Annotated in this window: 17 protein-coding genes; 6 read left to right on the top strand and 11 right to left on the bottom strand. The window is 53.4% G+C overall.

The features are described from left to right. Window positions 1-75 precede the first annotated feature (75 nt). The 4 genes from IFO68_RS05205 to IFO68_RS05190 form a co-directional block, all read right to left on the bottom strand. A complete protein-coding gene (locus IFO68_RS05205) occupies window positions 76-1,566 on the bottom strand; it encodes a sodium:solute symporter family protein (protein WP_192014894.1) in 1,491 nt (496 codons plus the stop codon). Window positions 1,567-1,787: 221 nt separating this feature from the next. Continuing rightward, window positions 1,788-2,180 (bottom strand): RidA family protein, encoded by a 393-nt coding sequence (locus tag IFO68_RS05200; RefSeq protein WP_192014893.1) that lies wholly within the window; start codon window positions 2,178-2,180, stop codon window positions 1,788-1,790. 43 nt (window positions 2,181-2,223) lie between these two features. Further along, window positions 2,224-3,663, bottom strand: coding sequence for an N-acyl-D-amino-acid deacylase family protein (locus IFO68_RS05195; protein ID WP_192014892.1), 1,440 nt, complete (start codon window positions 3,661-3,663; stop codon window positions 2,224-2,226). A gap of 61 nt (window positions 3,664-3,724) precedes the next feature. Continuing rightward, window positions 3,725-4,588 (bottom strand): MurR/RpiR family transcriptional regulator, encoded by an 864-nt coding sequence (locus IFO68_RS05190; protein ID WP_192014891.1) that lies wholly within the window; start codon window positions 4,586-4,588, stop codon window positions 3,725-3,727. Window positions 4,589-4,757: 169 nt separating this feature from the next. Here IFO68_RS05190 and IFO68_RS05185 point away from each other — a divergent pair, with 169 nt between their 5' ends. Then, complete coding sequence (locus tag IFO68_RS05185; protein ID WP_192014890.1) at window positions 4,758-6,032, top strand: amino acid deaminase; 1,275 nt, start codon at window positions 4,758-4,760, stop codon at window positions 6,030-6,032. Between the two features lie 139 nt (window positions 6,033-6,171). Here IFO68_RS05185 and IFO68_RS05180 read toward each other — a convergent pair whose 3' ends face one another. Further along, complete coding sequence (locus tag IFO68_RS05180; protein WP_192014889.1) at window positions 6,172-7,083, bottom strand: LysR family transcriptional regulator; 912 nt, start codon at window positions 7,081-7,083, stop codon at window positions 6,172-6,174. Window positions 7,084-7,196: 113 nt separating this feature from the next. On the opposite strand from IFO68_RS05180, the gene IFO68_RS05175 reads away from it, so the two are divergent. From IFO68_RS05175 to IFO68_RS05165, 3 genes are all read left to right on the top strand, one after another. After that, window positions 7,197-7,853, top strand: coding sequence for an alanine--tRNA ligase-related protein (locus IFO68_RS05175; RefSeq protein ID WP_192014888.1), 657 nt, complete (start codon window positions 7,197-7,199; stop codon window positions 7,851-7,853). Between the two features lie 26 nt (window positions 7,854-7,879). Beyond that, the gene (locus tag IFO68_RS05170) at window positions 7,880-8,515 is read left to right on the top strand and encodes a LysE family translocator (RefSeq protein ID WP_192014887.1); all 636 of its coding nucleotides are present in this window, start codon (window positions 7,880-7,882) and stop codon (window positions 8,513-8,515) included. Window positions 8,516-8,732: 217 nt separating this feature from the next. Beyond that, window positions 8,733-8,933 (top strand): hypothetical protein, encoded by a 201-nt coding sequence (locus IFO68_RS05165; protein WP_027252583.1) that lies wholly within the window; start codon window positions 8,733-8,735, stop codon window positions 8,931-8,933. Between the two features lie 72 nt (window positions 8,934-9,005). On the opposite strand, the gene gloA2 is transcribed toward IFO68_RS05165, so the two are convergent. The 5 genes from gloA2 to amrS form a co-directional block, all read right to left on the bottom strand. After that, complete coding sequence (gloA2, locus tag IFO68_RS05160) at window positions 9,006-9,392, bottom strand: SMU1112c/YaeR family gloxylase I-like metalloprotein (protein WP_192014886.1); 387 nt, start codon at window positions 9,390-9,392, stop codon at window positions 9,006-9,008. Next, window positions 9,392-10,081 carry an MOSC domain-containing protein gene (locus IFO68_RS05155; RefSeq protein ID WP_225445048.1) on the bottom strand — a complete coding sequence of 230 codons (690 nt, stop codon included), beginning with the start codon at window positions 10,079-10,081 and terminating at the stop codon, window positions 9,392-9,394. The genes gloA2 and IFO68_RS05155 overlap by 1 nt, the downstream gene beginning before the upstream one ends. Further along, window positions 10,078-10,530 carry an OsmC family protein gene (locus IFO68_RS05150; RefSeq protein ID WP_161459787.1) on the bottom strand — a complete coding sequence of 151 codons (453 nt, stop codon included), beginning with the start codon at window positions 10,528-10,530 and terminating at the stop codon, window positions 10,078-10,080. The genes IFO68_RS05155 and IFO68_RS05150 overlap by 4 nt, the downstream gene beginning before the upstream one ends. A 61-nt stretch (window positions 10,531-10,591) precedes the next feature. Further along, on the bottom strand, window positions 10,592-10,891 hold the full coding sequence (locus IFO68_RS05145; protein ID WP_192014885.1) for a glutaredoxin domain-containing protein: 300 nt from the start codon (window positions 10,889-10,891) through the stop codon (window positions 10,592-10,594). Window positions 10,892-10,989: 98 nt separating this feature from the next. Further along, window positions 10,990-12,195: an AmmeMemoRadiSam system radical SAM enzyme gene (amrS, locus tag IFO68_RS05140; protein ID WP_225445047.1), complete on the bottom strand. Its 1,206-nt coding sequence runs from the start codon at window positions 12,193-12,195 to the stop codon at window positions 10,990-10,992. 99 nt (window positions 12,196-12,294) lie between these two features. Between amrS and amrB the strand changes: the two genes are divergently transcribed. Continuing rightward, window positions 12,295-13,098, top strand: coding sequence for an AmmeMemoRadiSam system protein B (gene amrB / locus IFO68_RS05135; protein WP_192014884.1), 804 nt, complete (start codon window positions 12,295-12,297; stop codon window positions 13,096-13,098). Then, complete coding sequence (amrA, locus tag IFO68_RS05130; RefSeq protein WP_120510459.1) at window positions 13,052-13,666, top strand: AmmeMemoRadiSam system protein A; 615 nt, start codon at window positions 13,052-13,054, stop codon at window positions 13,664-13,666. The genes amrB and amrA overlap by 47 nt, the downstream gene beginning before the upstream one ends. A 113-nt stretch (window positions 13,667-13,779) precedes the next feature. Here amrA and IFO68_RS05125 read toward each other — a convergent pair whose 3' ends face one another. Further along, window positions 13,780-21,978: a tandem-95 repeat protein gene (locus IFO68_RS05125; RefSeq protein WP_192014883.1), complete on the bottom strand. Its 8,199-nt coding sequence runs from the start codon at window positions 21,976-21,978 to the stop codon at window positions 13,780-13,782. Window positions 21,979-22,162 lie beyond the last annotated feature (184 nt).

The following is a 22,162-nucleotide window of genomic DNA, read 5'->3' as shown; positions in this document are numbered from 1 at the left end:
TTCTAATTAAAGCCTAATTCATGATGCAGGCCTTGGTTCATCACAAAGACCTGCATTTTTACAAGTTTCAGCTAATTATTTCGCACAAGCTGCTTGAGTACCGATGTCCTTCTGAACAGTGTTTTCCATCGCTTCACGTTCTGCATCCAGAATGGCTTTCGCCTGAGCTGGCGTTACCTTGTTGGCAGGTGTGACCAGGCTGACGACAACACCGGCGGCCAGCGCTGTGATCACAGAAGGGATACAGGGGTTGCCCCAGTAAGCGCCCCACTCGGCATTCAGTATGATGGCAAAGGAGGCCGCCGATGCACCGGCCAGTGTCGCCAGCGCGCCTTGCCAAGTGTAACGTTGCCAGAAGCGTCCCAGCATGCCGCAGACAAACATGCCTGACATCACGGTGGAAATCATTTTGGTGATATAGCCGATAATGTCATTGGAGGTCAGGGCAAACAGCAGCGCCATGCCAATCACGATCACCAGCGACAGGCGTGAGTACAGCACCATTTTGTCTTTGGAAGGCACTTTGCCGGTGAACAGGATGAAGACATCGCGCAGCAAGATAGACACCCCGGCGATGGCATCCGAGCTGGCGCTGGACATAGTGGCTGACAGACCGGCAATCAGCACGACCATGCCAATGCCGACTGGCAATACCGTTGCTGCAATGTACGGGAAGGCATAATTGGCGTTATTCAGCTCGGGATTGATCGCATGGGCTGACATACCAATGATGGCCGGAATGATAGAGAAAAACAGATACAGCACACCGGACATCACGAAAGAGCGCCGGATAGTAGACACATTCTTGCCGGAGTAAATACGCTGGCGGAAGGACGGCGTGGCTAAGATACCCACCCCCACCACAGTGGCCAGAGACAGTGCAGGCAGACCGCCCAGTTTATCAATACCCAACAGGCTGACAGCGGCAGGGTCCATGGCTGCGTACAGATTTTCCAACCCACCAATTTGATTGACTGACAGCACCGCCATCAGGATAAAACCGGCAAACAGAATGACGGCCTGAATGGTATCTGTCCATACCACAGCGGTATATCCACCTATCACCACATAAATTGTAAAGGCAGCAGCGATAATGATTTTGGCGGTGTTCAGGTCGATATCGGCTATCCAGGCCAGATACAGACCACCACCCAGAATATGGGCGCCGAGCCAGCCGATACAAGCGATGAAGATCAGCAATCCGACCACGTTTTTGACCGCTTTGTTAGCGCCCACGTAATAAGCCAGTTCTTCGCTCATGGTCATGAAGTTCAGCTTACGCACCGGCGCAAACCACCAGGCGAGCAGCAGGATACCCAACGCACCGCCAATACCGTAAAGCGCACCGGCCCAGCCATTGTTATAGCCGAAACCCACTGCCCCCATACTGGAACCGGTACCGACCATAGTCGCCACTGTTGTCCCTAACATCAGGAATAAAGGGAGACCGCGTCCGCCCAGCAGGAAATCTTCACCCGATTTCTGCGAGCGGGACACAAACCATCCCAACCAGATCATAAACACCACATATGCACCGAATCCGGTGAGAAAGAGTGTACTGTTCATTCCATACCTCTTATAATCCGTCATTGCTTTTATTTGCTTGGGGATGAACCTGCTTGGTTATCCCATGTATTACTGAATTGAGCTTTCATTTCAGTAATTTGCTTTTTATAGGCTGGTGCATTGCCAGCCCTTTTTCTCTATCTCCGTCTGATATATTCCAGCTCAGAGTGATTGTTTTTGCGATATTTCAGGCTTCAGCGTTTCCGATAAAGCTCAGCCAATTAACGGCGATCTTCACGGTAGCAAGTCACATCCACTTCGACTTTCACATCGACAACCAGATCGCACACCATGCAGATACGCGCCGGCGGATGCTCGCCAAAAAACTCTTTGAAGACTTTATTGAAAGACTGGAAATAGCGTGAATCGGTCAGCACCACTTTCACATGCACCACATCTTCCAGGCCGTAACCGGCTTCAGCCATGATATCGACACAGTTCTGAATCGCCAGACGCGACTGATCAACAATGCCGCCTTCAACCACTTCGCCGTCTGTCATCGGCGTCTGCCCGGACACATACAAAAATCCGCCCGCCTGAGTTGCACGTGCAAAAGGCAAATGCTGACCGCCGGTTCCTGTTCCGCCTTCTACGCCATAACGAATGATCGCCATATTTTTTCTCCGATAATGTTCACTGCTAAAAATTCGGTGTGAGTCAGGATTGTTGTCTGGTCAGAAAACGACCATGACGTTGCGGGCTGACCCGGCCCTGCCGGTAACTTATCTGTCCGTTCACCATCACCAGCTCAATGCCTTCTGCGGCGGCAATCGGGTTTTCGAAACTGGCTGCATCCTTAATGGTGTCCGGGTTAAACAGCACCAGATCAGCATGCGCGCCTTGCGCAATCACGCCACGGTCTTGCAGGCCGAAACGCTTTGCCGACATGCCCGTCATTTTGTGTACCGCCTGCTCAAGAGAGAACAGCTTGCGCTCTCTGCTGTAATAACCCAGCACGCGGGGGAATGCGCCCCACAACCGCGGATGCGGGTGCGGATCATTGGGCAGACCGTCTGAACCCACCATGGTCAGGCGATACTTCAGTACACGCTCAACATCGGCTTCATCCATACAGTGATACACGGCACCGGCAGGTTGCAGAGCTTTGGCCGCCTCCATCAGCGGCAGGCCCATGTCGCTGGCAATGTCTTTAAGCATGGTGCCCGCGTATTGCGGGTGCTTTTCAGTCCAGGTGATAAAGATGTCGATGTCGTCTGTGACCTGATTCAGATCCAGAGTTGATGAACTGGCGGAATACGGATAGCAATCGCAGGCAACATCCTGGCGCTGAGCGGCCGATTCCATTCGCTCCAGCACTTCGACCGTCCGTCCCCAGTTGCCGGCACCGGCACATTTAAGATGCGAAATCACCACAGGCACTTTAGCGTGCTGGCCGGTACGGAACGCTTCATCCATGGCATCAAGGATCTGCTCAAACTCAGTGCGCATATGAGTGGTATAAATACCACCGAATGCCGCCAGTTCTTCCGCCAGCGCCATCACTTCCTGCGTTGGCGCCTGTTTAGCCGAGGCATAAGCCAGACCGGAGCTTAACCCTAACGCACCGTCTGCCATCGCCTGCTTTAACTGCGCTTTCATTGCCGAAATTTCCTGCTCGCTGGCAGCACGGTACAAGTCATCCATCACGTTATTACGCAAAGTGGTATGGCCGACCAGCGCCGCGACATTGACCGCCGGCTGCGCCTGACGAACGGCGTCTGCGTAAGCGGCAAATGTCGGGTACTTGAAGTCCTGTTGTTTGCCCAGCAGGTTCATGGGATCTGGCGGATCCCCGGCCAGAGTCGCAGGAGAAGCACTGATACCACAGTTACCGACAATCACAGTGGTAACACCCTGGCTGATCTTCGGCTGGCAGTCGGGAAAACGAATGACATTGGTGTCGTCATGGGTATGGACATCAATGAAACCCGGAGACAGGGCCAGATGCTGACCATCAATGATCTGAGTTGCCTCACACCCAGCCAGATCACCAATGGCGGCAATGCGGCCATCCTTGATGGCCAGATCAGCCTGATACGCCTCAGCACCTGTGCCATCAACAATGGTGACATGGCGGAATACGGTCTCAAAATGCATGCGTTTTCCTTCTCTTTGTATGCTTGGATACCACCATGCCGGGATACATCAGGCTGGCGGGTTAATCTCCCAACGGCTGGCGATCATCGCCGCCCCTGTGGCTGTCTAACGCCAGTTTCAGCCGGCGCAACCTGTCGCGGGAACGACGCTTCTGGCTCAGTGCCAGTTCAGTCGACAGCACATCAATCAATGCCATCATGGCGTACCGCGAGGCCGAGGGTTTATAAATGAAGTCGGTTTCATCCGTGACCAGCGGCAGCACCACATCACTGACCTTTGCCAGCGGTGAATCCGGTGCGGTTATGGCGATCACCTTCAGCCCGTACTGCTTGGCAATAGACGCCGGTTCAACCACTTCAGCCGTATAACCTGTGACTGACAGCGCAACCATCACATCTTTGCTGTCGGCCGTTGAGGCCACCATCCTGGCTAACAGACCATCGTTGTAAGCACTGACGGCAAAGCCAATGCGGAACAAGCGAAACTGCAGCTCCTGAGACAGGATGGTAGAGCCGCCCCCCATCCCGATTGACAACACCTGACGGGCATTAAGCAGCATTTCAACGGCTCGGGCGACATCCGCCTCGTTCACTATTTTGCGGTTGATGTTGATGACGTTCTTAATCGACTCATACACCCCCTGGATCCCCGATTCATCCGGGCTCTCATGGATGAATCTCTGTCCTACCGCCAGTGACTGGGCCAACTTCATTTTCAGGTCGCGCACATTTTTACAGCCCACCGCTTTGGCAAAGCGGGTGATAGTGGCTTCACTGACGCCGGCTTCTTCAGCCAGCTCTGTGATGCTGGCAGACGCTGCACCACTTAAATCGTCCATCACCAGGCGGGCGACTTTTTTTTCTGCTTCTCTTAATTGAGGGAAGCACTCTGTAATTCTGGACACTATGTCCACTTCAATGGTCACGGCTGCCTTTCCTCTATGGGGTGAATACTAGTAAGACGGGCGGTAACAAACAGTGAGAAACCGCACAATTCATCTCGCATTGTTTGATAGTTTCTAACATCAGGCATACTATCATTACGCCACAAGTCATACGTGGCAAGGCCTAAAGGCTATGTTAGGAGAATAACCAATGCCTCAAGCAAACAAAAAGCATGTTAGTAAATACCAAGAATTCGATCACAAAAACTTTCCTGCAGGCACCAAAGGTGTGTGGGTAGATGAAAAAAGTGACGGTCAATACAGCCTGATTAACGAGGAAATCTGCCTTCCTGCTGCCGTGATCCGGAAATCGGCTATCCACAATAACCTGAACTGGATGCAGCAGTTCGCCAATCATCATCAGGTGAAATTGTCGCCGCACGGTAAAACCACAATGACACCGGCGCTGTTTTCAGAGCAGCTGGAAGCCGGTGCCTGGGGAATTACTGTAGCCACTCCCGCTCAGGCCGAGACAGCGGCAATGGCGGGCGCCAGACATATTCTGATGGCCAATCAGTTAGTCGGCAAAGCCAACATGGCACTGATTGCCCGGCTGATGCGCCAGCACGGCGCACAATTCTATTGCTGTGTCGACTCCTGTGAAAACGCCGCTCAGCTGAGCCACTTCTTTTCAGATGCGTCTCTCACGCTGAATGTGCTGATTGAATACGGTGTTCCTGGCGGGCGGTGCGGGTGCCGTAATCACGAAGAAGTGGAGACACTGGCTGGCTTCATTCAAGCCGCCAAAGGTCTGACTTTGCACGGGCTGGAGGTTTACGAAGGTGTAATCCACGGCGCGGATGCTGAAGATAAGATCCGGTTATTTCTGCGCGATGCCGTGATGCTGGTCGAGCAACTGGCCGAGAAAAAACTGATCACAGTCGACAGCCCGATTGTCACAGGGGCAGGTTCTGCCTGGTACGACATTGTGGCAGATGAGTTTTCATGCCATCCGCACTTAAATGCCATCATACGTCCGGGTTGTTATCTGATCCACGACACAGGCATTTATCAGGATGCTCAGCAGCAGGTCATGTCCCGGGCGAAACACAATCAGGGCTACGCCTGTGAACTGGGCGGCGATCTGGAGTCCGCCCTTGAACTGTGGGCCTATGTATTGTCTGTGCCTGAAGCCTGCAAAGCTGTGATCGGCATGGGTAAACGGGATGTGGCTTTTGATGCCGGGCTGCCCCTTGTCGAGCGCGGATTCCGCGACGGCCAGCCGCTGAATGTGCAGGGACTGGAAGCCACCGCGATCATGGATCAGCATACCTTTGTTAATGTGCCGGCCGATTGCGATCTGAAAGTCGGAGATATTCTGGTGTTCTCGACCTCACACCCCTGCCTGACCTTCGACAAATGGCGTTATATCTGTGTGGCTGACGACACAGATTGCGTCACTCACTTAGTCGATACCCGCTTCTGATTTCTGTTTCTTATGCCTGCCTCAGGTTATAACGCCGCAGCCATCCTCAGGATGGCTGTTTTTACGTCACATCTGCGCCGATGCCATGCTGTGTCGATGCCATGTCTGTATCGAAAATAGAAGACGCGTCAGCAAGCACTCACCTGCCTAGCTTACCCACAATATAGTCGGCAAACAGGCTGACTTTGGCCGGAATATGGCGCGTTGCCGGGTACAGCATCCACAAATCGCCTGTGTAAGCGGTTTCAAATTCCCAGTCCGGCAAGACCTGTATGATGCTGCCATTGGCGATACCAGCTTCTGCCACAAACACCGGCAGACTGGCTATGCCTATACCCTGCTCCGCCGCTTCCAGCCGCACACGGGAATGGTTAGCCCGGTAGCGGCCGGTAACAGGCACGGTCAAGCGGCTTTCGCCCTGCCTGAAGCGCCATTTTGAGTCTGCATCGTTTTCGCCCAGCGAAATACAGCTGTGCTGCGCCAGCGTTTTGGGGTGGGTCGGCGTCCCTCTGCGACTCAGATAATCCGGCGACGCGCAAAGCACATGATCAATCGGCATCAGGCTGCGCCCTATCAGTCCCTGTGGCGGCTGGCGGGTTATTCTGAACAGGATATCAATCTCCTGCTCAATCAGATCCAGCGCCTGATCATCCAGCACCAGATGCACATCTATGTCCGGATACAGACTGAGAAATTCCGCGACATAAGGATGAATCAGCGAATGCGCAACGGCTTTGGGCGCGGCCACTTTCACCACACCGCGGGCAGAGCTGTCCTGGCTTTCGCAAAGTGCTAACACCTCTCTTGCGGTGTTATCCAGTTGCAGACAACGCTCGTACACTGTCCGGCCGGTTTCACTCAACCGCAGTTTGCGTGTGGTGCGCTGCAACAAGCACACCCCCAGTTGCTGCTCCAGCTGCTTGATGGAGCGACTGACCGCAGAAGGCGACACGCCCAGCAACCTGGCGGACTCGGAAAAGCTGCCGGTTTTCACCACAGACACAAAAATCGCCATATCCTGCATTAAGCCAATGTGTTTGTTACCGCTCATGCCGCCTCTGATTAATGCGCTCTGCGCAAAAGTTATTTGAATTGATGATGGATTATCATGTAGTACAGCCACTATTACAATGGATGACAGACAAGCGGACAGGGAAGCACAACATGACAACACAAGCCTTATACCTGGATTCACATGCCCTTCACTGTGAAGCCGAGTTACTCGCCTGCTATCAGGAAGGCGAACACTGGATTGCCGTGCTGGACAAAACCGTCTTTCATCCGCAAGGCGGTGGCCAGCCCGGCGACACAGGCCGCATTACCACCCATTGCGGTGAACGGGCGCAGGTACTGCACACCAAAAAAGCAGATGACATTATCCAGCATGTGATCAGCCAGCCGCTGCCAACCGGCACAGTCACTATTGCTATGGATAAAGAACCCAGAAATACCCACAGCATACTGCACAGTCTGGGTCACCTGATTGGCAATATCGGGCAGCAGAATGGCTGGCAGCCCGAAAAAGCACATCACTGGCCTAACGAGTGCCGGGTCGAATTCTCGCCCCGTGATCATGTGGTCGAGCTGGACGAACACACCCTATTACAGCACCTGACCCGCCTGATTGCGGCCGATCTGCCCATGCGCTCGCACACAAAACCGGATGGTACACGTTGGGTTGCCTTCGGTGATCTGATGGCATGGCCCTGCGGCGGCACCCATGTCGCGACCACCAGCGAGATCCCGGCGAATATCCAGGTTTCAACCAAGCTGAAAAAAGGTAAGCTTCAGGTTCGCTATCAGATTGCTGATAGGGGCTGAGTCTAACAAGCATAAGGATATTGCTGATGTTAAGTGAATACTGGCCTGAATTTATTTCTCTGGCGCTGATCCATTTTATGGCCGTTGTCGCCCCCGGTCCCGATTTTGTCATGACAGTACGCCAGAGCCTCAGGTTTGGCCGCCGACACGGTATAGTGACCGCCTTCGGCATTGGCGCGGGGCTTTCCGTTCACGTGCTCTATACCTTGCTTGGCGTCAGCGCCATTATGCACACCTCAGAGTGGCTATTGATCGCCGCCAAACTGCTGGGCGCCGCGTACCTTGTGTATCTCGGTGTGCAATTATGCCGCAGCAAACCGGCCACCAGTGACGCCCCGGCAGTCGATGCCACACCAGAATCCGGCCATCAGACCCTGCGTCGCGCGTTTGGCATAGGTTTTCTGACCAATGCCACCAACCCAAAAGCCACGCTGTTTTTTCTGGCCATTATCACCAATGTGGTCAGCCTGGATACGCCACTGGCTATTCAGATTTTCTATGGTGTCTGGATGTGTGCCATTACCGCCTTGTGGTTTGTTCTGGTCAGCCTGTTGTTTTCCGCCGAAAAAGCCCGGCTGTGGTTTCACCGCCAGATGCACATCATTGAGCGTACTTTAGGCGTGGTCCTGATTGCCTTCGCGGCAAGACTGGCCTTCGTGTAAAAAGCGGCAGACAAACAATCCCTTAGTATTTAACCCCTGATTACATCCTCCGGGATTACACTCGCGGTCAGAAGGTGTATCATTCGCCCCGAAATAACGACCAATCCGGCTAATATGCCGGTTGGTATTAGACGTGCAGTTCGTCCGTTACTGGCTGTCAGCCGGGAAGGCCAACAACAAGCATGCATACACCTTGGGCTCATAAAAGAGGATTGATATGGCGTTTATTGATTTCGTCCAGGCAGGTCTGTTCAGTCTGGGCGTGCTGGCCGTTGCTCTGGCGGGAGGCTGCTTATTCAGCATGCTGACCGTTCAAAAAGAAGAAGTAGATTGTATCGTTGAAAAGCGCGTCGAATACGGCGTTTTTGGCGGGGCTTGTATTATTTTTGCCAGCCTGATTGGCTATGCCCTGTCGTAATCATCTGCAAACTGCGTGACAAGACAACGGGCTACCTGCGTAGCCCGTGCTTAAGCACTGAAAAACGCCCCTTCATTCGCCTTGATACAGCTCTAGCGGCAAACCATCCGGATCACTGAAAAACGTAAAGGCTTTTCCTGTCAGTTCGTCAATACGAACCGCTTCAGTCGCAATGCCCTGCTCATTGAGCCATAGTGCCACAGCCTCTACCGATTCAACGGCAAACGCAAGGTGCCTGAGCCCCTGAGCTTCAGGATAACTCGGCCTGGGCGGAGCGTCGGGAAAAGAGAACAGCTCAATCTGACTGCCGTCCGGCAGGGCTAAGTCGAGCTTCCAGGACTGACGGGCTTCACGGTAATGTTCAGAGACGATATCCAGCCCGAGCAGATCAACGTAAAACGCTTTCGATCTGGCATAGTCAGAACAGATGATCGCTGTATGATGGATCCCTTTCAACATCAGCCCGCTCCGTTGAGGCGGAAATGCCAGTTTTCAAGCTCACCGGTATTCAGGCGTTTCTCAACCGTGTTGCGCCAGCTGACCGACAGCGCCTCACACTCTTGCAGCATGCGCAGTTTGTCCAGATTCATCGGGTCATTGAAATACCAATCCAGCACGCGTTTCACCGTGAACCTGTCTTCTCCTTGCCTGATCAGCACCAAAGGTTCATCGCTGCTGACATATCCCGGTGTAATCACCCGGTACAGCCAGCCGCAACGCCCTGTCTGCTGCATGACGGCAGAGAACTCCGGCAGTTCCCAGCGACGGCTGAGCTTAAAGCAAGGAGAGCGGGGCTGGCTGATTTCTATCACCGCCTCGCCCCACTGGTAGCGATCACCCAGCCGCACATTCTCTTCCGTCATCCCCTGGGTGCTGATGTTCTCTCCCACCCCGGGTGCCGGCCAGTCACGGTCCGGGAACTGCTGCTGCCAGAACGCATAATGTTCCAGCGGATACTGATGCAGCGCCCTTTCCGTACCGCCATGAAATTTAGGCTCGGCGCATTCATCGCCATCCAGTCCGGTTACTGAGAGGTACAGTTTGCCGCTGACCGCCTGCTTGGCCATTGCGGTTCTGATGCCGTATCTTTGCGCCACTTTACCGCTGTACAGGCCTGCCAGTGCTATGGCCGTATCAAGCTGAATCAATGGCTGAACTCCTTTCCATTCAGCCGGACTGTGGTATTCAGGCTGTTGGCAATAAAACAGTTGTCGTGCGCTTTCTGGTGCATTTTTTCCAGCACTTCAGGTGATACCTCTACACCATCCACAAATGTGATGACAGGATTGAGATCGATAGCGGCCACTTTGGTTTTTCCGGCGTCGTTCTTACCCAGTTCAGCCGTGACATTGTCCTGATAGCTGGCAACCGGCAATCGTTTGAGGTGAGCAATGGCCAGGAAAGTCAGCATGTGGCAGGAAGACAAAGCCGCCATCAGGCCTTCTTCCGGGTTGACTTTATCGGCACTGCCTTTGAAATCCGGCGCCGACGAAGCATTGAGAGATTGCCCGCTGCCAAACTGGATCTGATGATCCCGGCTGAATTCTTCACCCGGCTGACTGTTACCCTGCCAGGCGACTTTGACGTTAAAACTCATACCGACCTCCTACTGAATGGTTAATCAATAAAGAAAAGGCCCCCAACGGGAGCCTTACCTATCACAATTCGAAATCACCAAGCGCATCGGCTTCAACCTGCCGCTCTAAAAAAGCGACCAGATCATCGTGACCCCCGATATATTTACCGTCCAGGATGATTTGTGGCACAGTGCGTACTGTGGTATTCGCCACTTGCTCGATAAAAGCAATCATCTCGGTTTTTTCCAAATTCTGCCCCAGTACCAGGGTTGTGTAGTCAGTACCGCGATCATCCAAGATAGCTTTTGCTCTCACACAGTAAGGACAGTTTGGTTGGGTAATGACCAGATTCTGAAACTGGTGTAATTCTTCAATAGTCATGCGGACGTTCTCTGTTTGGTACCGGGAAAAACGGTAAGATAATGCAAAGCGGCACAGGAGTAAAATCTCACTGCCCGGCTTGCTGGTTTTATCCGCTTTCAGGCACGAATTTGGATTGGAATCCTTCTGCGACCAAAGCTGCCATGGTAAGCCGTAAACCGTCCTGCCAGATGAAAACCGCAATGCTGGCAGCGGCCGTTCTCGGTCAGGGAGTAATCGCCCAGAGCATACCAGTTGCGTGAAATCACCCGCTGTCCGCAACCCGGGCAATAGGTGCTGTCACCATCCTGATCGAAAATATTACCGACATAGACATAACGAAGACCGGCCTCCAGCGCAATCCGTCTGGCCTGCAGGACAGTGGCAGGCGGTGTCGGCGGCGTATCCATCATTTTAAAATCAGGATGAAAGGCGCTGAAGTGTAAAGGCACATCCGGGCCAAGGTTGTCCATCAGCCAGCGGGACATCGCTGTAATTTCGGCCGGGCTGTCATTCTCGCCCGGAATCAGCAAAGTGGTAATTTCAAACCACACACGGGTTTCGTGGCGAAGGTATAACAGAGTATCGAGCACAGGGGCCAGATGGCCGCTACAGATTTTATGATAAAAGTGCTCAGTGAAGGCTTTCAGATCGATATTCGCGGCATCCATCTGGCGGTAGAACGCCTGCCGGGGGGCATCGCAAATATAGCCCGCACTCACCGCCACGCTGTGGATACCATGAGCATGGCAGGCTTGCGCGCAATCCATGGCGTACTCCATGAAAATAACAGGATCGTTGTAGGTGAAGGCTATAGAATCACAGCCGTACGCCTTGGCCGCCCGGGCAATCTGCTCCGGCATGGCTGTTGCGCCTAAAGTATCGATTTCACGCGATTTGCTGATGCTCCAGTTCTGACAAAATTTACAGCCCAGGTTGCAGCCCGCCGTACCGAATGACAACACTGAGCTGCCAGGATAGAAATGATTCAGCGGCTTTTTCTCAATAGGATCGATACAAAAACCGCTCGAACGCCCATAACTGGTCAGCACTATCTGACCATGTTCCGCCATGCGTACAAAGCAGGCGCCGCGCTTACCCTCGCGCAACCGGCAGTGCCGCGGGCAAACGTCACACACCACCCGGCCATCATCCAGCTGATGCCAGAATTCGGTTGGCCAGCTTTCAGCTGAGCCGTTTCCTTTTACAATCTGCACTGTCGGTGCCGGTGTTCGTTGTGCCATGGCGGTGATTTCTGTCCGGTTGGGTTGCTGACAATGGTCCGGTAGCTGTTCTGGTAACAGTTCTGGTAACAGTCCGGTCATTATTCCTTCCTATACTTAACTATAGTTGGTGGCGCTCTGTTCTTGCCTGCAAGCAGTGCGTTGCCTTGTTGCAGTAATTACCAAGACAAAGGCCAGACAATGACCATTCGCGCTCCCGCCGTGGCTGGACGGTTTTATCAGGCTTCACCGCTCGGGCTAAGAAAACAGATTCAGCAATGGTTTGCTGAACCCTGTGACGCTGAGCTGATGCCAAGGGCACTGATCGTGCCGCACGCGGGCTATATGTTCTCCGGAAAAGTGGCGGCCAGTGCTTTTCGCTGGCTGAAAAAAGCGCACAGCCCGTATCGCAAAGTCATTTTGATTGGCCCCAGTCATCATTATGCGTTTGACGGTTGTGCCCTACCTGCTGACCAGTATTTCGCCACACCGTTAGGTGAAGTCAAAATCGACTTACAAGGTGTTGAAAAGCTGTCGCATTTGAATGATATTGAGTTATCAGATCACATACACGAACTGGAGCATTGCCTGGAAGTACAGCTACCCTTCCTGCAAAGCTGCCTTTCTGCGTTTACCCTGCTGCCTATTCTGACCAGCCGCATTGCACCATCCCGGCTGGCACAGATTATCGATCCCCTGTGGCAGGACGACACCCTGCTGGTGATCAGCAGTGATCTGAGCCATTACCACCCCTATGCAGATGCACAGGATATCGATCATCGCACACTGAAAGTGATCGAAACGTTCGACCCCAGTCTGACACCGCAACAAGCCTGCGGCTCGACCGGGATCAACACCTTGTTATTACTGGCGAAGCAAAGAGGCTATTTCTTAACACAATTAGAATACAAAAACTCCGGCGATACAGAAGCCGGAGATAAGGAGAGAGTCGTTGGATATGTCAGTTACCTCGTGTCCACCACCACCCAAACCGGCCCTGAATAAAGGGGAAATGACCCAACTGCTGGATATTGCCAGAGAGGCCATTCGCAGCCATTTCTCTGAAGCACTGCCGCGACCACCACAACTGGATTTATACAACCGCAAATTGCTCGCCAATGGCGCATGTTTTGTCACCCTGGAAGTCGACGGCGAACTGCAGGGCTGCCTGGGGACAGTGACCGCCAATGAGCCTCTGGTACTTGAAGTGCATAATAAAGCCAGAGACAGCGCCTATCAGGACAGACGCTTCATGCCGCTGACCGAAGAGCAGCTCAGCAGCCTGACCATAGAGATTTCTGTGCTTTCCGATCCTAAACTGCTGCAGGTCGATTCCGAAGAAGCGCTCATCGCCTATCTTGAAGAGCACAAAGTGGGGGTGATCCTGACCGAGCACCATTCGCAGGCGGTCTTTTTACCCCAGGTATGGGATAAACTGGCCTCACCGGCTGCCTTTATCAAAGCACTGAAGCAAAAAGCAGGCTGGCCGATCAACCACTGGTCACCCAATGTCAGAGTGAAAACCTTCACCACGACACAAATCAAAGGGAAGTATTTTTCCCAGTTCGTATAAACGGCCCTTGCCAAACGGATACCACGCCCGATGCTGGCACATACCAGCATCGGGTTTATCTGGAACTGATTTACCTGGCAATATTTTACCTGACTATAATTTCTGGCTACGGCCTACTGACCAAACTGGTAACTCAGTGTCAATGTGACCTGGCTGACATCGTTGATATCAATGAAATAACGATTGAATTTCCCTCCGACCCGCCATGCCGGAGTGATGCGATAATCCAACCCGGCTGTCAGATACGGATCGCCCCCCCAGTCAGATGAGCTGATTGTCTGCCCCTGAAACGTACTGCTGTAATCTGCTTCCCAGCGGTAAACACCGCCACCGATTAAAAACCGAAAATCATTATCAGACACCACAGGATAACGTATGTCCAGCGCCACCCCCGAGGTCAGCACAGGCGTAGCCTTAACCACACTCTGATGATAGCCATCAGACACAGCACTAACTGGTTTGAGTGTGGCCTTGCCGTCCCCCTGATCCAAATAACGGGCCGTCAGTAACCAGTGATGACGGGTTTCATAGCCCACACCCAGTGACACAGCCGTATCACTGTCATCTTGTGAAACAAGGGTATCCGCAGGCTGAGTATGTCGCTCGCTGGCTTCACTCACGCCCAACTCAGCATCGACAAACCAGGCTGCCTGGCTGTTAAAGCTGATCAGCGCCAATACCAGCGCAAGCAGCCGTCCGCCCCAGCGCTGCATGACTCCCAGACCGCCGAGTAATACCAGCATCAGGGCAGTGACAGTCCCTCCTGCCCGGTTTTTCACCACCATGCCTTCACTGAGTGTTGTGGTAACGCGTGCCTGAGCGCTGGCCTCCAGGCCGGTCGCATCCTGAATGTGATAGGTAATGATACTCTCTCCTTCATAACCTGCTTCGGGCGTAAATGTCAGGCTCTGATCTGTGTTTATCGTCACCGATCCTCGGTTTGCCACTGCAGCCACCACTGTCAGACTGTCACCGTCTGCATCTGTGTCATTATCCAGCACAGCAATGACCACGGCCGTTTTATCATCAGTCTGAACAATATCGTTCACCGCAACCGGGTAATCGCTGTTCAGCACTGTCACTTTAGCTTGCGCAATAGCTGTACCGCCTGTCCCGTCTGAAATGCTGTAACTGATGGTCGCGACACCGTAAAAACCATCGGGGGCGGCATAGTGGATCTGATTAGACGTCAGGTTCACAACGCCAAAATCCACCGACGCTGCCATCACAGACAAGGGATCATTGTTGGCATCTGTATCATTGGCCAGCACATCTATCATTGTGTTCCCGTTCCGATTAAGCAATACAGCGTCATCCACCGCCGATGGCGACAGATTAGCACTCAGCGGTACGCCAACACCGCCCGGATCCATGACACTGCCATTGGCCAGGCCGTCATCATCATTCGGGCCACCGTCTTGTATAGTTAGCTGCACGCACCAGTGCCCTTCCTGTAATCCTGCCCGCCACTGGCTATCACCCGGAGGCGGACAGTAACCCGCTTCCCCCTGAGCAGATGACACAAAGTTTTGCGCATCTGTGACAAAATTTTTCCAGCCCTGACTCTCAGTGAATTTACGATAAACCGCGTTTGCCGGTATGGGTAAGCGTTGCGGCAGTACCACCTGATAACTCTGACCAACTGTCGGTAAACCATGAGCAATAAAGTCAAACACACCGCCAGTATTTTTGACCTCGGCATCTGGCGGGACTTCACTGTCCAACAGCTGTACGCCTCCCATCTGATTAGCTGCAACCGTCGCGCCTTTGCGCAAACACACTCCTGGGTCGCCTTCCAGCAGATAGCGGCCAGATACCAAGGCCTGCTCTTGTATGACGTTACAGTCTGCCGCCATATCCAGATAATCCGGGATGCCGTCGTTATCAGAGTCAATGTAGCCTTCCAGGTCGTCAGGCAGCAGATCGCCATCGCTGTCCTCACCACCTAACTGCGGCAACTGAGCAACGGCCTCCAGATAAATATGTTTAATCACAGACTGAACAGGTGTACCGTTATCCGTAACAGTCAGTTTAAGGCTGTACACACCCTGCGACAGCGCACCCGGCACAAAGATAAAGTGTTCATCATCTGTGCTGATATTGGCTATCGCACTGTCACTGGCTTCCCACAAATAGTTATGGTTGTCTGCACTGTTCACATCTGTGACTTGTGCACTCACAGTAACCTGACCGCCAGAGATAGACACAATGTGCCGGGAGTCACCATCCTGAGTAATCTCAGTGCTCACCCTTGGTGCTAAATTCTCTTCAGAGATAGTCAGTGTGTAATCTGACTTACTGCCAAGATTCAGCGTGGGTGATAAAGTGACTTCCAGTGTCTCCGGCCCTTCGGGCATACCATCGTTCAGCACATCGAACTCAATCGTAGCACTAGTGCCTTGCTCAATCTCAATCACACCGTCAAGCAAGGTGTGATCACCCGCATCACTGCTGCCTGACACGGTATAAGGAATAGTTACCGGGTAATCAGGCGCAGGACCGTTGAGGTGAACGCTGATACTATGCGTCGTCCCTTCTGTGGTGTGGTCATCTTTAGAGAGTGTGATCAATGGATGCAGAACAACCTGCTGGCTGGCCTGGGTCTCATTGCCTTGCGCATCCACCGCCCGCCAGTAAACTGTATGTATTCCCGGCTTAAAGACAGGTGCCTGATCAACCAGAGAGACAGCCAGTGGCCTGCCTTGGCTGTCTTTGGCTTTGGCTACGCCCAGGTTCACTCTGGTAAACAGACCGGTTGCGTTCAGCTCAATATCAACTGGCGGTTGAATCGTCGGAGGCTGGCTGACCGCCGACTCAATAACCACTGTCACCTGACCAATGTGCTGGCCCCCTCCACCATCACTGGCTCCATATTTCAGAGAAAACGTGCCCTGCTGTGTGGTGGTCAGAACTGCCTGACCATTTTGTATGGTGGCTGTCCCTTTCACCGCCGTCACCCAGAGCAGGTTCAGCAGATCCTGATCGATATCCGTGTCGTTACTCAGCACATCCAGTACATAACGGCCCGACGCGCTGGCTTTAAAGTGATACGAATCAGAAACAATCACTGGCTGATCATTCACCGGTGTCACAGCAAGCGAAACAGTATAAATACCGGATAGCGCTTCGCCGTCTGTAACCTGATAACTGAAGCTGTCGACACCGTTAAAGTCGGCATGTGGTGTATACAACCAGCTGCTGCCCTGCGCACTCAGGTTACCGTGCTGCGGCGGATTACCCACCAGCAGACCCAGTGCTGTGCTGTCGACATCTGTCATGGCCGGGGCAATACTCAGGCTGGTATCTTCGGCCAGAGTAAGCGTCAGGTTTTCCCCTTGCGGTGCATCGTTGACATTAATCACACTGATACTGAAGGCTGCCAGAGAGGCCGATTCACTGCCGTCGCTGACGCTGATAACAATGCCGCTGCTGCTGCCGACATGGCTATTATCCGGTATGCCGGACAGCTCACCTGTCTGCGTATTAAAGCTGGCCCAAACCGGCTTGTTCTCAATGCTGAAGGTCAGCGTATCCGCATCCATATCGGAAGCTTGAGGGATAAAACTGTACTGAGCATCTTCAGACACCTTATCCTGAGGCTGCCCGCTGATAACTGGCGTATCGTTAACGTTGTTGACTGTCAGGGTGAACGGCGGCAGCGCTGCGGTTTTATCGCCATCAGTAACGCTGATCACTATGTTGCTGACACTACCGACGGCGCCATTATCTGGTACGCCATACAAACGCCCGGTCTGGGTATCGAAACTCGCCCAGTCAGGCAGATTAGTAATACTGAAGATCAGACCATCGCTTTCTACGTCCGCAGCCACCGGCTGGAACTCGTAGTTCTGGTCCTGATCGACGTTAAGCACTGGCGTACCGCTGATGGTCGGCGCATCATTGACCGTCTCGATCGTCACCGACACAGTGGCTGTATTGGAAACGTCAGCCTCGTTATCAGAAATGGTGTAGCTGAAACTGTCAGTGCCGGATTGATCCGTATCCGGGGTATAGCGCAAGCTACCGTTCCCCAGATCCAGCACCTGACCCAGCTGAGGCGGCGTCAGCACCTGAATGGAGCTCAGATCCAGCGTCCCGTCCAGATCGCTGTCATTACCGCTGACCGCGATATCAACCGGGGTGTCCTCCTGCGTCGTCGCCTGATCGGCATTGGCCACCGGCGCATCATTCACGGCCTGTACCGTCATGGTCACAGTCGCAATATTGGATTCAGCACCCAGATCGTCGCTCACTTTATAAGTGAACTGATCCTCACCGCTGAAATTCGCTGCCGGGGTATAGACCACCGCACCATTGCTTTCAACGGTCACGCTGCCCTCGCCAGGTTGGGTGTCAATCGTCAGTGTTCCGGCCTGAATCGTGCCGTCAATATCCTGATCATTCCCCAGCACATTCACCGTATGAGGCGTATCTTCCAGCAGCGTCGCGGTATCATCCGCGACCACAGGCGCATCGTTGACGCTGGACACCGTGACAGACACCGTTGCTGGCTGGGAGGTCGCCCCCAGGTCGTCCTGCACCACATAGGTGAAGCTGTCGCTGCCGAAGTAATTCGCGTTAGGGGTATAGGTCACCCGTCCATTCGCATCAATGCTGGTCTGCCCGTGCTGGGGCTGAGTGATCACCTGGAGCGTACTGGCATTGAGTGAACCGTCGATATCACTGTCATTGGCCAGCACATCAATCACACCACTTTCATCCTCATTCGTTGCCAGACCATCCGCCACCGTGATCGGGGCATCATTCACCCCTGCCACGTTCACCGTCACCTGAGCGGTATTGGACACCAGCCCAGTGCTGTCCTGTACGGTGTAACTCAGGGTATCCGTGCCCACATAATTCGCCCCCGGTTGATAGTGAATCTTGCCGTTCTCAACCGTCGTGGCACCATGGGTCGGCTGTGTTACCACAGTCAGAGAAGCTGCGTTCAGCGTATCCCCTGTATCCACATCGCTGTCGTTCGCCAGCACATCCAGCACCACCAATGTATCTTCATCTGTGCTGCCGACATCAGCCGTTGCCACCGGCGCATCAGCGACAGGTGTCACTGTCACGGTGACTGTCGCCGGAGAAGAGACAGCGCCGTAGATATCCTGAACCAGATAGGTCAAGGTGTCTGTCCCGGCGAAATTCGCATCCGGCGTATACGTTATGGTGCCTGTCCCGGTATTGATGCTGGTGGCACCATGCAAAGGTGCTGTCACGACGGTGACACTGGCTGCATTCAGGCTACTGTCTGCATCGCTGTCGTTCGATAGCACATCAATCGCAATCAGGTTATCTTCCGAAACAGAGACCACATCGTCGGCTGCAACCGGTGCGGCGTTGGCAATGGTGAAGTTATAGACCGAATCACCGCTGATACCGGCAAAGGCATTGCCCGCCATATCGGTTAACGCATCGTTCGTCATGGTGACGTAGTAAGCATGTGTCGGTGTGAAAGTGGTACTCGGATCCACCACCAGCTGATTGCCAGAAATGCTCACCTCGGAGTCAGACATCGCGTATGTCACCAGCGTTGTTGCATCCGTGGCATCAATAAGACTCAGTGTGCCTGAGGAATGTCCTATCTGTATGTCTTCGCTGAACGTCAGTGTCAGACTGGTATTTCGGCTGACATCTGTGGCATCATCAGCCGGGCTGAGTGCGCTGATATACGGCGCGATGCCGTCATAGCTCACCGCCAACTGAATCGCAGCCAGATTTCCGTTGCCATTCGGATCGGTAAATTGGCCACTGGCGATATCCAGCGTGATATTCCCGTCGGTGACCGGCGTCAGAGTCGCGCTAAAGCTGCTCCCACTTCCGTTAAAACCCGACAAGGTCCCGCCACTGACCGCAATATCCGTCGCTTCAAAATCTGTACTCTCTTCGGTCAATGTAAAGGTGATGTTCGCAGTTTCACCCTGCTTCAGCACGGATTTGTCCGAGTTGATGGTCACACTTGGCAGAACAGTATCCACACTGATTGCCAACTGAGAAGCGGCTGTGTTCGCGTTCCCTGCGGCGTCGGTAAAGACACCCGCGGCCACATTCACCGTCGCGCCAGCCGTACTATTCGCGTCAGGTGTAAAGGTCGCACTGTAGCTGGCGCCACTGCCGGTGAAATTCGTCAGCGCCCCCCCGGAAACAATCACATCTCCGGCAGCAAAATCGCTGCTGCTTTCGCTCAGCGTAAAGGTCAGAGTCGCGGTTTCGCCGTTCTTCAAAGCTGTTTTATCGCTGGAGATATTCACCGTTGGCTGAACCGTATCTACCGCAATACTGAGTTGCGTTGCCGCTGTATTGCCGTTCCCTGCGGCGTCGGTAAACTGACTGGCTGACACGTTGACTGTTCCGCTGGTGGCATTCACGGCGGGTGTGTAAGTCGCGGTATAGACCATGCCGCTGCCGCTAAAGTTCGACAGGGTGCCTCCGGCAGTTGTGACATCAGCGGCAGCAAAGTCAGCACTGCTTTCACTCAATGTGAAAGTCAGCGTCGCGCTTTCTCCGGCTTTCAGGGCAGGCTTATCGCTACTAATCGCCACTGTTGGCCGCGCGGTATCAACAGTAATCGACACTTGCGTGGCCGCTGTATTGGCGTTCCCTGCAGCATCGGTAAAGACACCAGCAGGCAAATCCAAGGTTGCTGTGGTTTCCGTGTCCGGGTCGGGCGTAAAGATCGCAGAATAATTCAGTCCAACGCCTGTGAAGTTAGACAAAGAACCACCGGAAACAACAAAATCAGTCCCAATAAAATTGGTACTGATCTCACTGAGCGTGACTGAAATCAGCGCCGTTTCTCCGGATTTCAATGCGCTTTTGTTACTGGTAAAGCTTGGGATGCCCGGCTGAAGACTATCCAGCGTCGCAGTATTCGTCACGGCTGAAGCCGTATTCCCTGCGCTATCCGTTAACGTGGCAGATAACGTCAGCAATCCATCGGACAAGCCGCTCAGATTCAGCCCCGTGACAGACTGGGCTGCATTGCTGATCGACCCCGATCCGGTCACGTTCGATCCGCCACCACTGGAACTGATGGTATAAGCGAAATCGGTGCCTACCTCCGCTGAGGCAAAGGTAAAGGATGCCGCAGCCACATCGGCACTGGTGTAAAACAGCTGACCAAAGACGACGCTTTGCCCGGTCGGCGCAACCTGATCAATGGTGACATTCAGGGCGGAAGATGCCGGACTGTCATTGATCCCATCCGTCGCCGTGGCCGTGAATGCATGCGTGACATTCGATGCCAGAGCGCTGGTGGTGATGCTCCAATTCCCCCCTATAGCAGTCGCTGAGCCGATCTCTGCTCCCACTGACTGGTTACTGAAAAGCTTCACTGTACTGCCGGCTTCCGCAGTACCAGTAAAGGTCAGCGTGGTGAGATTCGTGAGGTTATCACTGTTGGAAGTACCGCTGTCTGATCCCGAGGACAAATCCGGTGTGGAAGGTGCCGGAGGTGCGACATCATCTGCCACGGTAACCGGGAAGGTTTTTTGAAAGGTCGTAATGCCATCGTGAGTCTGTATACAAACGTTGTAGTTCCCTGCCGACAAAGCACTCCCGGTTTCCAGTGTCGCACTATTGATTTGAAACTGGCTGTTCGCTGCATCTGAGGTACAACTGCCGGACGCACTGTTCCCTTGCGAAACCAGCGAATAACTGTGGGTGTCCCCGCTGTCTGCATCTGTCGTCGACAAGGTGCCCACATCGGTGCCAAATGCCGTCACAGACTGATTGATGCTGGTTGACGTCAGGCTGATATTTGTCGGCTCACTGTTGGATGGCCCTCCATTACAATCCGCATCCGTTGAACAGGAGTGGCCGTTTGAAATCGGACCATCGTAACAATACCCAAAATAACATTCCCAGGCTGCTGTCATGGCTTCACCGCTGCGACCATCCGCTCGGCTTCCCGGCCCGGCTGACAAGGGGGAGAGTTCCCCAACAACCCGTTTCGCAGTCTGAACGCCGTTTTTGAGGTGTTGGGTTTGTGCCAGAAAACTATCCAGATCAAAATTCTGTTCGTCTGAGTGCTGAGACTCAGGCTGTGCATCATCCGGTGCAGGATTTGGGAACTCGCGTGATGACGTCTGAATTTTCGATGGCATTCCGGATACGTCGGTTCCGGCATAGACTGGCATGAAAATCAAGGGACTGGCAGCCAACCCGATCGCCAGGGAAACCACCCAGCGGGCGGGCTCTTTTTTTACCGACTCAATCGAATCACAGAATGGGAGCACTTCATCCGTCCGTGTGAAGTGCTGACGCGTCGCACGGGCTAATCGCGACAAGATCAGGTCGTTCGTCATACTCTGCCTGCAAGTTTATGATGCAAAAGGTGCGGTTCACCCGGCGACTTCCCGACACCGGATAAAACCTTCACACAAAAAATAAAAAAATTAATGCAACTCGTAGCAATTGAAACAGAGCTTTGACAATGTGCAAGCAGATGCTCTCAAAAATATGACATATAAGAATATTTTACTATGCAAT

Origin of the sequence: Photobacterium arenosum, from assembly GCF_014841115.1 — a bacterium.
Classification (GTDB): Bacteria; Pseudomonadota; Gammaproteobacteria; order Enterobacterales; family Vibrionaceae; genus Photobacterium; species Photobacterium arenosum.
Note: the sequence above shows the minus strand (reverse complement) of the source record. Positions and strands in the feature narration are given on the sequence as shown.

Bases quoted from the DNA above. Each gene is read 5' to 3' on its own strand.
- IFO68_RS05205 (WP_192014894.1), bottom strand. From the start codon at position 1,566: ATGAACAGTACACTCTTTCTCACCGGATTCGGTGCATATGTGGTGTTT.
- IFO68_RS05200 (WP_192014893.1), bottom strand. From the start codon at position 2,180: ATGGCGATCATTCGTTATGGCGTAGAAGGCGGAACAGGAACCGGCGGT.
- IFO68_RS05195 (WP_192014892.1), bottom strand. From the start codon at position 3,663: ATGCATTTTGAGACCGTATTCCGCCATGTCACCATTGTTGATGGCACA.
- IFO68_RS05185 (WP_192014890.1), top strand. From the start codon at position 4,758: ATGCCTCAAGCAAACAAAAAGCATGTTAGTAAATACCAAGAATTCGAT.
- IFO68_RS05180 (WP_192014889.1), bottom strand. From the start codon at position 7,083: ATGAGCGGTAACAAACACATTGGCTTAATGCAGGATATGGCGATTTTT.
- IFO68_RS05175 (WP_192014888.1), top strand. From the start codon at position 7,197: ATGACAACACAAGCCTTATACCTGGATTCACATGCCCTTCACTGTGAA.
- IFO68_RS05170 (WP_192014887.1), top strand. From the start codon at position 7,880: ATGTTAAGTGAATACTGGCCTGAATTTATTTCTCTGGCGCTGATCCAT.
- IFO68_RS05165 (WP_027252583.1), top strand. From the start codon at position 8,733: ATGGCGTTTATTGATTTCGTCCAGGCAGGTCTGTTCAGTCTGGGCGTG.
- gloA2 (WP_192014886.1), bottom strand. From the start codon at position 9,392: ATGTTGAAAGGGATCCATCATACAGCGATCATCTGTTCTGACTATGCC.
- IFO68_RS05150 (WP_161459787.1), bottom strand. From the start codon at position 10,530: ATGAGTTTTAACGTCAAAGTCGCCTGGCAGGGTAACAGTCAGCCGGGT.
- IFO68_RS05145 (WP_192014885.1), bottom strand. From the start codon at position 10,891: ATGACTATTGAAGAATTACACCAGTTTCAGAATCTGGTCATTACCCAA.
- amrS (WP_225445047.1), bottom strand. From the start codon at position 12,195: ATGACCGGACTGTTACCAGAACTGTTACCAGAACAGCTACCGGACCAT.
- amrB (WP_192014884.1), top strand. From the start codon at position 12,295: ATGACCATTCGCGCTCCCGCCGTGGCTGGACGGTTTTATCAGGCTTCA.
- amrA (WP_120510459.1), top strand. From the start codon at position 13,052: ATGTCAGTTACCTCGTGTCCACCACCACCCAAACCGGCCCTGAATAAA.
- IFO68_RS05125 (WP_192014883.1), bottom strand. From the start codon at position 21,978: ATGACGAACGACCTGATCTTGTCGCGATTAGCCCGTGCGACGCGTCAG.